At 42.1% G+C, this 13,165-nt stretch carries 12 protein-coding genes and 1 pseudogene; 6 read left to right on the top strand and 7 right to left on the bottom strand.

The annotated features are described in order from the left end of the window. Nucleotides 1-6: 6 nt before the first annotated feature. Nucleotides 7-831 carry a DUF3822 family protein gene (locus DWX84_RS12105; protein ID WP_008773842.1) on the top strand — a complete coding sequence of 275 codons (825 nt, stop codon included), beginning with the start codon at nt 7-9 and terminating at the stop codon, nt 829-831. Further along, the gene (locus DWX84_RS12100; protein ID WP_005861342.1) at nt 822-1,379 is read left to right on the top strand and encodes an RsmD family RNA methyltransferase; all 558 of its coding nucleotides are present in this window, start codon (nt 822-824) and stop codon (nt 1,377-1,379) included. The genes DWX84_RS12105 and DWX84_RS12100 overlap by 10 nt, the downstream gene beginning before the upstream one ends. Here the strand turns inward: DWX84_RS12100 and cls are convergent. Continuing rightward, nucleotides 1,351-2,787 (bottom strand): cardiolipin synthase, encoded by a 1,437-nt coding sequence (gene cls, locus DWX84_RS12095; protein WP_005866953.1) that lies wholly within the window; start codon nt 2,785-2,787, stop codon nt 1,351-1,353. The genes DWX84_RS12100 and cls overlap by 29 nt on opposite strands. Before the next feature lie 576 nt (nt 2,788-3,363). Here cls and DWX84_RS12090 point away from each other — a divergent pair. After that, a pseudogene (locus tag DWX84_RS12090) lies at nt 3,364-4,635 on the top strand (hypothetical protein). A gap of 80 nt (nt 4,636-4,715) precedes the next feature. On the opposite strand, the gene DWX84_RS12085 reads toward DWX84_RS12090, so the two are convergent. Further along, on the bottom strand, nt 4,716-4,919 hold the full coding sequence (locus DWX84_RS12085; RefSeq protein ID WP_121961106.1) for a hypothetical protein: 204 nt from the start codon (nt 4,917-4,919) through the stop codon (nt 4,716-4,718). Continuing rightward, entirely contained in the window at nt 4,916-5,845 is a 930-nt protein-coding gene (locus DWX84_RS12080; RefSeq protein WP_121961107.1) for an IS1595 family transposase, read from the bottom strand. Before DWX84_RS12080 ends, DWX84_RS12085 begins: the two co-directional genes overlap by 4 nt. A gap of 158 nt (nt 5,846-6,003) precedes the next feature. Here DWX84_RS12080 and DWX84_RS12075 point away from each other — a divergent pair, with 158 nt between their 5' ends. Next, complete coding sequence (locus DWX84_RS12075; protein ID WP_121961108.1) at nt 6,004-6,369, top strand: hypothetical protein; 366 nt, start codon at nt 6,004-6,006, stop codon at nt 6,367-6,369. A gap of 293 nt (nt 6,370-6,662) precedes the next feature. Here DWX84_RS12075 and DWX84_RS12070 read toward each other — a convergent pair whose 3' ends face one another. Continuing rightward, complete coding sequence (locus DWX84_RS12070; RefSeq protein ID WP_122377521.1) at nt 6,663-7,088, bottom strand: hypothetical protein; 426 nt, start codon at nt 7,086-7,088, stop codon at nt 6,663-6,665. Between the two features lies 1 nt (nt 7,089). Then, nucleotides 7,090-7,398, bottom strand: a complete 309-nt coding sequence (locus tag DWX84_RS12065; RefSeq protein WP_057328672.1) for a TRL-like family protein — start codon at nt 7,396-7,398, stop codon at nt 7,090-7,092. 432 nt (nt 7,399-7,830) lie between these two features. Here DWX84_RS12065 and DWX84_RS12060 point away from each other — a divergent pair, with 432 nt between their 5' ends. Together DWX84_RS12060 and DWX84_RS12055 are read left to right on the top strand one after the other, a co-directional pair. Next, nucleotides 7,831-10,161: a carboxypeptidase-like regulatory domain-containing protein gene (locus DWX84_RS12060; RefSeq protein WP_009018316.1), complete on the top strand. Its 2,331-nt coding sequence runs from the start codon at nt 7,831-7,833 to the stop codon at nt 10,159-10,161. 64 nt (nt 10,162-10,225) lie between these two features. After that, on the top strand, nt 10,226-10,957 hold the full coding sequence (locus DWX84_RS12055; RefSeq protein WP_048927964.1) for a YjbH domain-containing protein: 732 nt from the start codon (nt 10,226-10,228) through the stop codon (nt 10,955-10,957). Nucleotides 10,958-11,061: 104 nt separating this feature from the next. On the opposite strand, the gene DWX84_RS12050 is transcribed toward DWX84_RS12055, so the two are convergent. Both DWX84_RS12050 and DWX84_RS12045 read right to left on the bottom strand, forming a co-directional pair. Beyond that, entirely contained in the window at nt 11,062-12,036 is a 975-nt protein-coding gene (locus DWX84_RS12050; protein WP_005866962.1) for a GNAT family N-acetyltransferase, read from the bottom strand. A gap of 12 nt (nt 12,037-12,048) precedes the next feature. Beyond that, nucleotides 12,049-12,873 carry a 1-acyl-sn-glycerol-3-phosphate acyltransferase gene (locus tag DWX84_RS12045; protein ID WP_048927965.1) on the bottom strand — a complete coding sequence of 275 codons (825 nt, stop codon included), beginning with the start codon at nt 12,871-12,873 and terminating at the stop codon, nt 12,049-12,051. Nucleotides 12,874-13,165 lie beyond the last annotated feature (292 nt).

Below are 13,165 nucleotides of genomic sequence, written 5' to 3'. Positions count from 1 at the left end.
GCTCATATGACTATCAGCATTCCTGATACGTTAACTACTGATAATTCGGAAAAGTATATAGTGTCCATCCGGCTTCGGTCGGGTGGACTTTCTTTTTCCGGGTATGATCCCTCGGCTGGAGGAAGTTTCTTTTATCGGGAAACGGAATTCGATCGGGCGGTCTCTTTCATTTCTTCCCTTAAGGAGTTTTTCTTCGCTCATGAGTTTCTTACGTGGACTTATAAACGGATTAACGTGATCTGTGTATCTCCGGAATATAGCTTGGTCCCTGATAATTATTGGGGGGACGGTAAGGAAGGGCGTTTATTGGATTTCAGCTTTTCTACACTGGAATTGCATTGCTTAACCGATACTTTAAAGGAACAACAGGCTAAGTTGGTGTTTGGTGTAGACGAGGAGGTTTACGAATTTTGCTCCCGTTCTCTTTTGCATCCTTTTTTCTCCCACTACATGACTTCTCCGCTAACGCTATGGACAAAAGAAAGTAGTGCTAGCTTACCCCGGCAAATGTATGTCGTGATAGAACGAAAGCGGATGGATGTGGCGTGTTACGCTCAAGGGAAACTCTTATTTGTGAACTCTTACCCGATCGACCAATCGGACGATATAGTATACTATATATTATATGTATGGAAACAGGCGGGATTGGACCAAGAAAAGGACCAGTTGCTTTTAGCGGGGGAATCTTCCTCGCGAATGCGGGTTCTGGAGCGATTGCGAGCCTATTTACGCCATGTTAAGCCGGTGGAGATCCCTTCGGAAGCCTATCTGCTGGGAACGGATGTAACGAAAGCCCCTATGGATTTAATATCTTTATTAATATGCGAATAATAAGCGGTATATACGGTCGTCGGCGTTTTGACGTGCCCTCTTCGTTTAGCGCACGTCCTACGACGGATTTTGCGAAAGAGAATATTTTTAACGTAGTAAATAATTTGGTGGATCTGGAAGGTATGGATGCGTTGGATCTTTTTGCCGGAACCGGAAGTATCTCTTTTGAGTTGATCTCACGAGGATGCCGGAATGTAACCGCCATAGAGAAAAATAACGCTCATGCCTCTTTTATAGCCAAGGTAGCGAAAGAGCTGAAGACGGATGCGTTGGCTCTGATTCGTGGGGATGTTTTCCGTTATTTGAATTCAGCCCCTAAGCAAAGTTTCGATTTCATCTTTGCCGATCCCCCGTATGCCTTGCCGGAGTTGCCGGAAATACCCGCCTTGGTTTTCGAGCGTGATTTACTAAGGGATGGAGGGATATTCATCATGGAACATCCTAAGACCAATGACTTCTCATCTTTGCCTTATTTTTATCAGCACCGGGTGTATGGCTCCGTGAACTTTAGCATCTTCCTTAAAGAAGGGGAGAAAACAGACGCATAAATGATTCCGCCATGCGTTGCTTGAGGGGGCGCTTTAACCAGCGGGAAGGGATCAAGCGCTCACAGTGATGCATGTCGTGTGTAAAGATGCGTTTCATTTGCAGGGCGAATTCCTTTTGATATACGAAAGCGTTAATCTCGAAGTTATGCTCAAAGCTACGGAAGTCCATATTGGCGGACCCGATGCTTGTCAATGCGTCGTCGGACACGACTAGCTTGGAATGCAAGAAGCCCGGTTTGTAGAGGTATACTTTTACGCCGGCCTTTACCATCTCGTCGATAAAGGAATGACTGGCCATATTCGCTGAACGTGTATCGGAACGCTTAGGCAGCATCAAACGAACATCCACTCCCCCTAAGGCGGCGGTTTGCAACGCTTGGTTCAATCCTTCGGTAGGCAGGAAATAAGGGGTTTGTATAAAGATATACTTCTTGGCGTTGGCGATCATGAAAATGGTCGCTTGCAACAAAGTTCTCCATTGACCTACCGGACCGCTAGTGGCGATTTGCATAATATTATCGCTATAGATTTGGGCGGCCGGATAGTAAATCCGATCGTTCAAGAGTTTTTTACTAACCACGTACCAATCGATGAGGAATACGGATTGAAGCCCGTGCACTCCTTTCCCTACGAATTTGAAATGCGTATCCCTCCATGTGCCCCAAGAGGTTCCCTTATCGTATCGGTCGGCTATATTCATGCCTCCCATAAACCCGACTTTACCGTCTATCACGATAATCTTGCGGTGGTTCCGGTAATTCACCTTACTGGTGAAAACGGGGAACGCTACCCTCAAGAACGCATATACCTCGATACCCGCTTCCTTCATTTCCTTAAAGAAGCCGTCTTTTACATTCCAGCAACCCACATCATCATAAAGTACACGTACCTTCACACCTTCTTTTACTTTCTTGATAAGGAGTTGTTGCACCTGTTTTCCTATCTCGTCATCACAGAATATATAATATTGTATATGGATATGGTGGGTCGCTTTCTGGATCTCTTCCAGCAAGTCTTTGAACTTATCGGTACCATTCGTATAAATCGTGATTTGTGTTCCGTATAGGAGGGAGGATTGGTTGGTGTTAGTCAACAAGGTCGATAAAGGTTTATAGGGGTCCGGAACTACGCAGGCGTCTTGAGGTAATTTACCCTCTTGCGGCCTTTTCATGATGCGTTTATAGGTACGCCTCGATATGATCCGTTGTTTCCGGTTATCTTGTCCAAAGAAGAAATAGAAAAGCAGTCCGATACCGGGTGCTAATAATAAGACGATTACCCAAGGAATTGTCTTTAACGGATTCCTATTCTCTGTAATGATAACTAATACCAGTCCTAATATAGTGACGCTATACAATATGATAAATATCGTACCAACGATTAACTGTATATGAATGGCTGCTAACATGAAACTCTCTCTTTGCTATAATCTGCTATAATTTGCTAAGATAAGAATGCTTTCCGAGAATAGCAAATTTCCGTATTCTTTTTGGGCTGTATAGAAGGGCCAAAAAGTAAGTTAACTTAAATGGCAAAGTAAGCTAACTTAAATGCCCGAGTAAGTTAACTTACTTTGCCAGCGAAGCTAGCTGACTTTGGAAGCGGGGTTATGTACATTTTAAAATAATGAGGTCGTTTTCTAAATATGAAGTGTCATTTGTTGATTTTGGCGCAGGCTATTATGAGAAGTATCTATGATAACAATAAAAATATTTAGATTGAAAACGACTGTAAAAAACGATCGTTTCAATTAGTCGTTTGCAAAGGTAGGCATTTCTCCGAGACCGGCAACCTTTTCCGATTAAATTTTATCCTGCTATATATCTTCTTCTCAACAGGATAGATTAATCAAAGTGTCACGAATATGACAAAAGAGCATCATCTTTTTGCTTTCTAAAAAAATGCAAGATCTAAACGATCGTTTTCACTAGTCGTTTTTTATGTGGAAGGGTAAGAATAAGAAAAACAGTAAACCAATGATAACTTGGAATCAAACTCTAGAGATATGAATAGAAAGTCTTCTATACGAGCCATTTTACTCCGTAAGGAATGCCTTTTATTTTTTTTGCTACTATTGCCTATGTTTACAAAGGCCCAATATAATAAGGTATATGCGGATATCACCGCGAATATGCTGGTCGATATGGGTTTTGAGAATGTTGTCTGGTCGGAGGACGAGAAGGAGAGAGTGTATGTCTTGGAGAATACCCCTTGGCGTTTGCAGGGTGTGGGACTGGCCCATGCCATAGACCGCATCCAGAAAACAGGCTTGCCGGAGAAGGGCAAATCCTGCCGTATCGTCGTATTGGATAATAATATACCGCAGATCTCATTGATCTATACGGCAAATCCGGACAGCTTGAAGGCGGCTCCCGGCTCCTATGCGGCCCGTTCCGCCTGGGATGCTACTTACGATCTGGGCGATAGCTGGGATAAGGTGAAAAAAGAGTACCGTATGAATAGCTCCTTATTTAAAGTAGACGTGGTGGTTTATCCGGAGTTGTATCTGAAGAACCTCATTATCACACAAATATACCAAGTGTTATTCAACCTCTCGCCTGCGATCGAGGTCTCTTTCTGGAATGGGATGAAGCTGACGGCGCAAATGGTGTTTCCTATATATAATGATGGATATGGTCCTTGGGCGGGTAAGATTCACCCGGGCATGGTTACCCTTTCCTAATCTTTTCGTTTACCTTATCGTACGTTTGCTAGAGCCAGTATCGGTTTGTTCAATGCGGATCGTTATGGCGTGGATTTAGCGGTAACCCATCATTTGAAGGATGAACGTTTTTCTTTGGAAGGACGTATTGGTTGTACGGGTACGGGATCTTGGCATAAGTTCGAATATCATTATGGGACTCATCAGCGGGTCACTTGGTCGTTGGGAGGTAGTTTTTACTGGTCCAAATACAATACACAGGTCTCTTTGAAAGCCGAGCAGTACTTGCTGGGAGAGGTCGGTGGACGGATTGACTTGATCCGTCATTTCCGCCATTGCTCTATCGGTTTTTATGCGATGAAGGCGCAAGGTGCTTTGAAAAACGGAGGTTTCCGGTTTCAAGTGGCTCTTCCTCCTTATAAATATAAACGTAAGAATGTGCGGGTGCTTCCTTCTGACAACTGGGGTATGTCTTACAACGCCGGTAATGAACGCTATTATTATAAGGGGTATAAAGCCTCACCGAATGATAACATCATGCAACAGAATCAATTCAACCCGTACTTTATAAAGTCGGAATTACTCAATTTTTAAATAGTTTTAGGTAATTATATACTACTTTACACTATCACTAAAATAATAAAAGGATACATGGTTATGTATCCTTTTATTATTCAATCGTTTTTCTCATTTTTCTTTCCCTTTCCTTCTTTTTTAACGCTCCAAGAAAGAGTTTTCCGAAAAAGAGGATCACGGGGATCTGTTTTCGGATTATAGCCGAATATGTTATCAGCTATTCTCTTCATCTCCTTCTCGATTTCTAAAGAATTACATTTCCAAGTATGTTTTATATCTTCTAGGTCTTTCTTTTTTTTCATGCCGCTACGTTTTTTAACTGTGAATACCTTAATCGGTGTCCGATATTCTGCAAAAGTACGTCGAATCTTTCATATTCGGAAAGATGTTTGGTATTATACCTAAAAGCTGATGAGTCCACGTATCTTTGTAGATGTTTCCTAGACACCCAATGATGGACACCCTTCAATGTTCTTTTTAGGTGTCCCCAGAATCCTTCGATCGTATTAGTATGTCTATTCCCAATGACGTAAGCGCCTTTCTTATGATAGACTACACCGTGATCGTATAGGTTAGGATCTAAGTTTCTATAAGCTTGCCATTCATCCGAGAAGATTGTAGATCCCGGGCATACAACATCGTTTATAATCGGAATCAAAGTTCCGGCTTTAGTATCATTAACAACCTTGGCTATAACAAAGCCTTCTCTTTGTAGCATACCAAATACCGGAACCTTGTCCTTACAACTCCTGCCTCTTGCGTTTCTTACCTTCTTACTACTATGCCTATTCTTATTCAATCCCCCTATATAAGTCTCATCTACCTCAACCCCTCCGTTTAGACATTGACTGGCATCTATATTGAAACAATTTTGGATACGTTGCAACATAAACCAAGCCGTCTTTTGTGTTACGTTAATGAACTTAGCCAACTGAACGGAAGAGACACCCTTTTTAGCGTTTATGACGATATAGCAAGCCAACATCCATTTCCTCAGCGACACTTTCGTGTTCTCGAAGATCGTGTTTGTCCGGACGTTGAAATACTTCCCCGTATTCTTGCACTTGTATCGGTTTCCCTTGCATTTATAAACCTTTGAGTCTGGATCGTACGGAGACACGACATGATCACCCCATCTCTGCCTCTCCAAAAAATCAATACATGATTGCTCGGTAGGGAAGAACTTCACTAACTCATCGATAGATTTAAAATGATTCATCTCAAACATAACACTCTGATTTTTACCCTATAAAGATAACAAATTCGTTTCAAACCAACAATCAAACTACAGTCCAATATAACCACGTTAAATTTATTTCAGTTTTAATTAGGATTGTTTAGAAATAAGATTGCTATATTTGAAAACAAACTTTAAAATCTAATGTTATGGAATTTTATGGAATAAAATATGAGGAATATAAATCCTTTAATAATTGCAGACCAAAATCGTATCAACTAGACTACAATCCTTATATTCAAATAGTTCATACTGTAAAAAAGGATTTATATGGCATATTTATTGAAATCACAATAGAGACCGATTTAGAAAACAATAATATATACAAAACAGTTTCAACTTATTTGGTACATATATCAGACATATCTTTGACAAAGCATCAAGATCTTATTGCAAGATTAATAAATGAAACTATTAATAAACATATTAAATATACATTATCCGAAACTGGTAAAAATATTCCAGTATTGGTTTATAATGAAAGGATACGTATATTGCTAGCTAATGCGGTTTAATTGCGAAATGTTTTTATAATATATTTCTCCATCAATCCTTTTACCTCTAAAAAAGTATATCCAATATTCTAATGAAGAACATCCAAAAGCAAAGCATATATTATTTATCGCATATCTAAAGTATTTCTTGTCTGAACGAAATAAGACTTGAAATTCTTTGTTATTTAAATAGAGTTTCTTTTTGACTTTTCTTTTATTCATGTCTATAATTTTAAAAGTTAATAAATATGATAAAACAAAAGCGGGACTAGCCTAAATCTAATCCCGCTTATCTTTTAATTTTACTGTTTAGTCTACTCATCCATTATTCTGAATAGCTCGAATGAGTAAGTATCCTCATGTGTTAAGCCGTGTCCAGCGTCCCAGATCCCGTGATGTGTTAGGATCATATAAGATTTTCCTTTCATTTCCACGGTCCACTCTGAGTATATTGCATTATCAAACTCCTTATCAAAAACTATACTCATCGTATTTGGATCAAATTCATATGTGAATCCATCTACGCTAACAGTATTGTTTCTTCTATCAGTTGTTTTTTCATACCCAGTCCCGTCTTCAAAGAACGCATATACCATTTGTTCTTTGCCTGCTTCTCGAAGCCACATTCCTACGATAGAGGTATTATTGCCAACTACATTTTCGACACTAAAACGATCGTCATCGTGGCAAGAAATAAGCAGGAAACATGATACCGCTAATAAGTATATGATACGTTTCATGTTAATCCCCATAAACCGTTATCGTATACTTGGCGAACAGCCCTAAGACGCTTGTTGACTTCTGATCAATATGACTAATCTTTGTGATACCGCCGTCTTTAGCCGCTTTTTGTACGCTTGCGTCCCCGAATGCGAACCAGCCCAAGACGCTTGTTGCCGTAGCCTCTCCTTTCTTAGATCCTAAAGGATTTGAAGTTACCGAGACTGGTGATTGAGTCTCTTGATAGACATAACCTGTTACCGGAGACTTTACCGCTGCGCAACTTGATAACAAGAATGCCGTACTGATAAATAAGAATGCTTTTTTCATTGTGTGTTTGTTTTTGCCCTCCCTGTCCCCTTCGTTCGGTGGTTTCTAAATAAAAGAAGCGTGGGGACTATTGGATGTTACCGTATTTGAGGCTCTGGACTGCCCACCACTCGATAACAAACAACAGCCCCACGCCTTATGATTGTGTATAGTTTGCCCCTAGAGGTATAAATATAACAACATAGGCGTAGGAGGCATCTTTGTCTATTATCCCGAGTGGTTGAAATTGTCCAGATTTCAAATACGAGATAATATCTTAACGCTTCTACGTCTTTATTCTAATACGTGGGGCAAAGATATAGATATTTAGAAACGCAAACAACCCTATGACATACTTTTTAATGCTTTATCATAGGGTCGGTCAATAAAAATGAGATTTGTCTATCTTTTTATAGGGAGGTGTAAACTGGTATATAATTACCTAGTTTTATTATGAGAACAATTACAAAGTTACAGACCTTATTGGTCTTGTTCCTTACGACAGCCATGATTGGCTTCGTTGGTTGTAAGGATGACGATGATGATGTGCCTACTCCGGATGGTGGTGGCACTGTTGCCACCTATGCGATTGGTGGTACGGTTATGGATGCCAGCAACAACCCAATGGCTGGCGTTAGCGTAGCTCTTTCTGGAGCTCAATCTCTTAGTGCTACGACGGGTTCTGATGGAACGTACTCTTTCGACTTGAAAAGTACACCAGGCTCTTACAAAATCGCCTTTAAGTCGGAAGGCTATGCAGACAGAAGCTATGATGTGGATGTGAAGAAGATCGAATCGGGTGTTGGACAGTATGTAGTAAACGCCGTCATGGTAAAGGGCACGACTCCCGATACTCCGAAAGAGTATAAGAAGGCGAAGTACAATCTTTCCGTATCGATCGAGGATGTTGTGGGAAAAGCTATCTCTACTTCCAGCCTTTCTGTTGTCGTAAAATACGGGGATAAAGAGATCGCTAAAGAGAATAAACCTAATTTTAAGGTCTCTGATGTGACTCCCGGTATCTACGACGTAGTAGCTACAGCTTCCGGATATACTAAAGCCGTGGCTAAGGTTGTCGTTTCAGCCGTTCCGGATCAAGAAAAGAAAGAGGGCGAAGGTGATACATTCGACGTTGAGTATCCAGCTATTATCGTGATGAATGTCGCTCCTTCTATTCCAGTAGACCCGGATGATCCTTCTAAGCCGACAGATCCTTCTGACCCGTCTGATCCTTCCAAGCCAACAGACCCGTCTGATCCTTCCGATCCTTCCAAACCGACAGATCCGTCAAAAGCGACTTATATCGTATCTGGTATAATAACAGACCTATCTACGGGCGCAGACATCAAGACAGCGGAAGTCACATTGATGTTAGGAAGTGAAGAGTTATTTATTTCTAAGAATGAGAGTGAGTTCTCTTTCAATATCGCATCATCAAAGGTTACGGAGGATGCTCAATTTATCTTGAGTGTTAAAGCCGCAGGTTATACGAGCTACTCTCGTACGATCATCTTTAAGGTCGGTCAGAGTATGAACTATGTATTTCCTATCACATTGAACCCTATAGGTACAGGTGGAAATACGGAGATTGATTTTTCTAAATATGGTGTTCAGGTTCCGGAAAAAGAAGCGGAAAAAGTAGCGGATGAGATTAAGAATGCGATTAACGCAGGCGGAACCGAAGAGGTTAAGGTGTCTGGTGTCACTTATGTGGATGAGAATAATGTTGAGCAAAAAGTAGACGTTGTCATTCCTGCTAATGTCTTAGATAACTATAAAGGTGCGGATAATGAGGTTCAAGCTCCAGTTATTAAGGTTTTGAATCAAAGTGATGCTGAGAAATTGACAGAATCGATAGGAGTGATTGAAAGTACGACCGCTGATGGTATAAAAGAGAAAGATGAGGTAAGTTTGGTCGCGGAAAGTGGTAAGCCTGTCGTTATCGTTATGCCGGCAAGTAGTAATCAAACATTGGTGATTGAACGTGATATGTCTGCGGAAGCTCTGCAATCCAATAATGTGACTTCTGATGCTGGTGCGGTAGCCAGTGTAAGCCGTGTATATAAAGGCGAGCCTAGCGGTACGGTATTCTCTCCGGCTTTGAAGATCTCGTTCGACGCTCCGAAGGATTTGGTTTCTTCTACACAGCCTATGGCATTGTTATATGCGACCACAGGCATAGATAATAAGGAGATCATGAAGATTGATCCTACGGCGGACCCTGTTTATATCAATGGTACTGGTGCGGAAATGTCTGTCGCTCACTTCTCTAAGTTTGCCGCAGGTTTTGAGTTGGCATTAGCGGAAACTGAAGATATCAGTACTGATACTACAATCGTAGAAAAGGTTGTTGACTACTGCTCTGATGGTAAGGCAGGAAACATTCCTGTAGTTGTTACAACTACAAATGCTTATGTTGGAGAAAACTTGCAGGATCTAGTCGGAAAATCTAACGTAGATGGTCAAGTCGCTAAGAATGCGGTTTATAACCGAATCTCTAATCGTTTGCAAGCTGATGGTTATCAGATAGGTATCCAAACATCATTGACAACATCCGTTCCTACGGAAGCTGATCGTACGGTCGCTTCTATGAGCTTGAAGAAGACATATACTACAAATACGTATGTATTTAAGTTTATGACAAAGGGTAAAAAGGTGGAAGAGATTCAGGTTGTAGCTAAAAAACTTATCAAGATAGAAGGTACTCCTGTTTACAAGCAATCCCACGGTCACGGACATGGTGATGGCAATAACGCCGGTGGCGGTATCATCATCCCGGATTAATGCTTGATATTTGAAGCTTGATTAAATAATGTTGAGCCGGAAGTTTATAAGTAAACAAAGAAAAATGAAGAAATTACTCTTATTGATCATATTCTTAAGTTGCTGGACCTTACTTCCGGCTCAATTATCTTATGGCACGACAGGGCTATTGCATGCCCCGTCCGCCGATATGCAAAAGGACAAGACCGTGATGCTTGGCGGAAACTTCTTGCATCAAGAGCTTACGCCTCCCAAGTTTAATTTTAATACGTGGAATTATTATTTGAACGTGACGATCTTCCCGTTTCTGGAAGTAGCGTATACTTGTACGCTGTTTACGGCCGAGAGCCTTGGATTGGATAAGCATGGCTATTCCGGATTCACGAACCAAGATCGTTATTTCTCCGCCCGCTTACGTGTGTTGAAAGAAAGCAAATACATCCCCGCTGTCGTGCTGGGGACTTCGGACCCTTTTACGTCATCCGGGCATAAATTCGCTTCGGCTACGGGAAACGGCTATTTCTGCCGTTATTATCTGGCCGCTACCAAACATTTTCAGCTGGGAAGGGAAACCTTAGGTGTTCATTTATCCTATCTGTATAACCGCCGTGAGGATTATCCCTTGAACGGTGTAGCGGGAGGTATCACCTACAATCCTTCATTCGCCCCACATTTGAACGTCATAGCCGAATACGATTCGAAAGACTTCGCTATGGGAGCCACTTACCTACTATTCAATCATATACATTTTCAATTTGAATTGCAGCGAATGAAATATTTCTCCGGTGGACTATGCTATAAGATTTATTTGAGATAAAAAGAGGTTCAGCCTTTGTCCGTTTTTAATCCGCTTGGAGGCGAACGGTTAGGCTGAACCTTTTTATATCTTGTTACGCTGTCGCGCTAGCCATATCTACGGCTTTATTCCCCGATGAAATTCTTGCGTATCAACTCGGCGGACTTGTACTCCTCTTCCAGATACGTCTCAATATGCCGTTTCTTCTTATCCTCTAATATCTCGTTAATAGCGATTAAGATACCCGTTTCTTCCACCTCTCCAAACTCATGGTTGATCGCTGTGCCGAATACACGCATCTTAGGCGACAAGCTCATGTAAGCATTTACCAAAGGAGGCACGTTGATGCCGAATTTACGAACCTCTTGGTTCAATACCTTGTAGTTATCCTTGAAATTATCGTGAGGGAAAAGAGATCTCATCTTCTCTACATCCATATTAGTCTCCAAAGGATATACCGGAGTGATCAGTTGGTCTGCGTCCGGGAAATGCAATCCGAGGAAGTATAAGATCATATTACGGGCCTCTTGGTTGTACGTATTGTACATAGTCACCTTCCCGAAATAATACCGCAAGCTCGGATCAACCACGGATAAAGCCCCCAATCCATCCCACAGGTTATCCAACACGAACAAGCCTTTCGCCCCGGAACGGGTGGATTGATACTCCAGAGCCACGAACGAGCGTCCCAACTCTACCGTATAAGGAAGGATCTCCTTGATAAATTTCTCTGAGAAATTAAACAAGTGCGAGGTCGCCAAGATCGGTTTACCATTCTCGTCGAACTTAACGTCCGAACCGCAAAGGAAACGGTATCCCCCCAAGATCTGCTCATCTTCCGGGCTCCAGACAATCAGCTGGCGGTAAGCGTCTTCCATCGTGTCATACTCATCGATATCCACAGGGAATCCCGTGCCACCCCCGTAATAACGGAAAGCGACCTCCCGCAGACGCCCTATCTCTTGCATGACATTGGGTGAGTCGTGCGCCGTGACGATATAAATCTCATTCTTCGATTTATTGGTACTTCTCAACCTCTTCTCTTTGGTCAATTCAGCCTTCAGTAGTGCCCTGTCTATGGGATTGATAATGTCTTGCATATGTTTCGTCTGTTAATCCTTGAGTTTGTAAACCTTGTTTTTTATCCACTCTGCCCATTCGGCGGGTTTCTTGCCGTTGTCGAATGTCTGCCAAGGGATAGGCTTCCCGAAATAAATCCGGAAGGTCTTATGTTTGCTCCGGAACATCTCGTCCGGTAAATAAATCATCTCATAATTCATCTTTATACCCAGCGCCTTGCGTATCCGGGCGAGGTTGTAGAAGAAATTGGAATTCTTCCCGTCGAAATAGACCGGTACGATATCCCGCTTGTATTGCACCGCCTTCTGGATGAACGATTTCTTCCACTCCAAGTCTTGTATCTTGCCACCAATCTTGCGAGAGCATAATCCGGCGGGGAAAGTGATGATCTGGTCGTCCGAGGCAAAAGCCTCCTCCAGCATCCGTGCGTTGTCCTTTCCTTGCGCGCCGTGTTTGTTGATCGGTACAAAGATAGATTTTAGATTGGAGAGATAAAGTAATAAATCATTGACCGGATACTTGATGCGGCCTTCGAACCGGGAACCGATAACGGCGGAGAGACAGATGCCGTCCAACCCTCCGAGCGGATGGTTGGAGGCGAAGATATAGCGCCCTTCGGTCGGGATGTTTTCCGCATGTACCAGATCGAGGGTAAGGTCAAAATAGCCGATAAGCTCACGCATGAAATCTACCCCTTCCTTATCGTGGTAACGGGTTAATATATCATTCAGTTCCTCTTGATGAACCGTGCGAATCAAGTAGTCCACGATAAACCCTGGGATCTTGCGTGACGCCTTGGGCGCCTTTTGTGCCAATACTTGCTTGATATCTATCTTTGTCACACCTTGTTTTGCCATCTATATAAGCTTGTCAAGGGGCAAAGATAAAGTTAATAATTAAAACGAGAGAGGTTTGAGTGAAGTTTTTGCTTTTTCGCCAGCTATCTTGGCCTTTTCCCCTTGATCTTTTAGCCGCTACCATTAGGGAGGTTAGTCCCCGGGAGCTTGACTATCGGTTATCTAACGGCTGTTGGACGATCATGCACCAACTGTTAGAAGATCATCTACCAACTGTTGCATGATCGTCCAACGGCCGTTAGAAGATGAAGGTGAAAGGAAGAATTGGTTAACGGATACCGGTGAAAAGCGT

Origin of the sequence: Parabacteroides sp. AF21-43, assembly GCF_003635435.1 — a bacterium.
In the GTDB taxonomy this organism is placed as follows: domain Bacteria; phylum Bacteroidota; class Bacteroidia; order Bacteroidales; family Tannerellaceae; genus Parabacteroides; species Parabacteroides distasonis.
This window is presented reverse-complemented; position numbering and strand designations above follow the sequence as displayed.

Bases quoted from the DNA above. Each gene is read 5' to 3' on its own strand.
- DWX84_RS12105 (WP_008773842.1), top strand. From the start codon at position 7: ATGACTATCAGCATTCCTGATACGTTAACTACTGATAATTCGGAAAAG.
- DWX84_RS12100 (WP_005861342.1), top strand. From the start codon at position 822: ATGCGAATAATAAGCGGTATATACGGTCGTCGGCGTTTTGACGTGCCC.
- cls (WP_005866953.1), bottom strand. From the start codon at position 2,787: ATGTTAGCAGCCATTCATATACAGTTAATCGTTGGTACGATATTTATC.
- DWX84_RS12085 (WP_121961106.1), bottom strand. From the start codon at position 4,919: ATGAAAAAAAAGAAAGACCTAGAAGATATAAAACATACTTGGAAATGT.
- DWX84_RS12080 (WP_121961107.1), bottom strand. From the start codon at position 5,845: ATGTTTGAGATGAATCATTTTAAATCTATCGATGAGTTAGTGAAGTTC.
- DWX84_RS12075 (WP_121961108.1), top strand. From the start codon at position 6,004: ATGGAATTTTATGGAATAAAATATGAGGAATATAAATCCTTTAATAAT.
- DWX84_RS12070 (WP_122377521.1), bottom strand. From the start codon at position 7,088: ATGAAACGTATCATATACTTATTAGCGGTATCATGTTTCCTGCTTATT.
- DWX84_RS12065 (WP_057328672.1), bottom strand. From the start codon at position 7,398: ATGAAAAAAGCATTCTTATTTATCAGTACGGCATTCTTGTTATCAAGT.
- DWX84_RS12060 (WP_009018316.1), top strand. From the start codon at position 7,831: ATGAGAACAATTACAAAGTTACAGACCTTATTGGTCTTGTTCCTTACG.
- DWX84_RS12055 (WP_048927964.1), top strand. From the start codon at position 10,226: ATGAAGAAATTACTCTTATTGATCATATTCTTAAGTTGCTGGACCTTA.
- DWX84_RS12050 (WP_005866962.1), bottom strand. From the start codon at position 12,036: ATGCAAGACATTATCAATCCCATAGACAGGGCACTACTGAAGGCTGAA.
- DWX84_RS12045 (WP_048927965.1), bottom strand. From the start codon at position 12,873: ATGGCAAAACAAGGTGTGACAAAGATAGATATCAAGCAAGTATTGGCA.